At 55.7% G+C, this 1,958-nt stretch carries 3 protein-coding genes; all 3 read left to right on the top strand.

The genetic code is table 11. From position 1 onward, the window contains the following. The first annotated feature begins 78 nt into the window (after positions 1–78). On the top strand, positions 79–591 hold the full coding sequence (locus tag QZ197_RS03500; protein ID WP_296430100.1) for a DUF1643 domain-containing protein: 513 nt from the start codon (positions 79–81) through the stop codon (positions 589–591). 138 nt (positions 592–729) lie between these two features. Next, on the top strand, positions 730–1,548 hold the full coding sequence (locus QZ197_RS03505) for a calcium-binding protein (protein ID WP_296430101.1): 819 nt from the start codon (positions 730–732) through the stop codon (positions 1,546–1,548). Between the two features lie 138 nt (positions 1,549–1,686). Then, positions 1,687–1,956, top strand: a complete 270-nt coding sequence (rpsO, locus tag QZ197_RS03510) for a 30S ribosomal protein S15 (RefSeq protein WP_296430103.1) — start codon at positions 1,687–1,689, stop codon at positions 1,954–1,956. The last annotated feature ends 2 nt before the right edge of the window (positions 1,957–1,958 follow it).

Consider the following 1,958-nt stretch of genomic DNA (forward strand, 5'->3'; position numbering starts at 1 on the left):
TCTTATGACGGAAAGGCCATCGCGGTTGGCACCTATCGCGGAGGCGAGATACAGCCCAGCCGCGTCTTTGTTGTCTAAGTGATCACGCGCACGCATATCAAAGATGATGCGCCTTCAACGGCGACATATTCAGATTGCGAACGCTACCGCTATGCGCTGACGCGGACGTGGAATGAGCGCGGAAAGCGCGTGCTATTTGTTATGCTCAATCCATCAAAAGCAACCGAAGTACAGAATGATCCCACGGTCGAACGCTGTGAGCGTCGCGCAAGGGCGCTGGGTTTCGGAGCGTTCCAGGTCACCAATATTTTTGCATGGCGCGACACTGATCCATTTAAAATGCGCAAGGCCACGGACCCCATTGGTCCCGAAAATGATGCGGCGATCCTTGCAGGTGTTGGATGGGCCGATCAGGTGATCGCCGCTTGGGGGACACATGGTGTGCATCTGGAACGCGGAACGCAGATGGCTGCGATGCTGCATGCGACGGGCAAGCCAATCTTTACCCTTGGACTTAGCAAACACGGCCACCCCAAGCATCCACTTTATATCAGTTACAGCCAGCAGCCGATCCTTTGGCCAGCGCCATGACAAAGACCACGCGTTAACCATTTGACCCGTTTTTGAACCGTAGCAAGCGCCTTTAATGGTAGTCTGCTGAGTGATTGGGTCGGGAGCGGCTCGGATACACAGGTTTGAACGATGCTCGCAATCTTGGGATTGGTGGGAATGGCCATGACGGCATTCTTTTTGGTGGACACAGATGAAGACGAGGCTGAGATCACGCAAGGCGATGCCCTGCGCGATGACGATGACCCTAGCGTTGATATCATGCCCCTCGAAGACCTGGTTGACCCCAGCGATGAGGATACCGTGATCTTTTCCGGCGACGCGGATGATGTCGTGCGCACCGGTGCCGGGGACGACCACCTTGACGGCGAGGACGGAAACGATCGTCTGATCAGTGGCGGCGGAAATGATACGCTTGAGGGCGGGCGCGGTGACGATATTCTAGAAGGCGGTGCAGGCGCGGATGTACTGAACGGCCATGTCGGTGACGATATTATGGACGGGGGCGCTGGTGATGATGCGCTGAATGGCGGGGGCGGCGACGATGTATTGATGGGCGGTGCTGACAATGACGCCCTGCTAGGATCGCTTGACAATGATGTCTTGGTTGGCGGGGCTGGCGCAGACACGATGCATGGCGGCAGTGGCGACGACATTATCTATGACCGTGATGATCAGGACCTCGACTATCTCAATGGTGGTGCGGGCAATGATACGTTGATGGGCGGGGCTGGAGATGTCTTGAACGGCGGTACGGGCGCAGATACATTTGTGCTTGGTTTGGGCGACGACGCTATCGTCGAAGACTTCAACGCAGAAGAAGACACAATCGAAATCACCTACGAAGGAAACGCCCCGATATTAACCACTGTGCCCACCGATGCAGGCCTGATACTGCTCGCGGATGGGCAGGTCGTCGCGACCTTCGGCAACCTAGAAACGCTTGACTTGGCGAGCATCACAATGGTCGCCGCCTAACAAAAGGCTTTTCTTTTAAAGGGAATCCCCCTAAAGCGACGCATCTGCGTAAGGTTTTGCCTTGCACGGACCCTCCACGGGCCTTTCTGGACGACATCCCGGATTGTGCCATTCACCCTTAAATATAAGGAGCCCCCGATGTCGATTACTGCAGAAGACAAAGCACGGATCATGAAGGAATTTGCAACCAAAGAGGGCGACACTGGTTCCCCTGAGGTTCAAGTCGCAATCCTGTCCAGCCGCATCGCGACACTGACAGAGCACTTCAAGACCCACAAAAAAGACAACCACGGCCGCCGCGGTCTGTTGAAAATGGTAGCACTGCGCCGCAAGCTTTTGGATTACACAAAGTCCAAGGATCAAGCGCGCTACCAAAGCCTGATCGAGCGTCTCGGCCTGCGTCGCTAAGC

It is taken from the genome of Yoonia sp., assembly GCF_017854415.1.
Lineage (GTDB): Bacteria > Pseudomonadota > Alphaproteobacteria > Rhodobacterales > Rhodobacteraceae > Yoonia.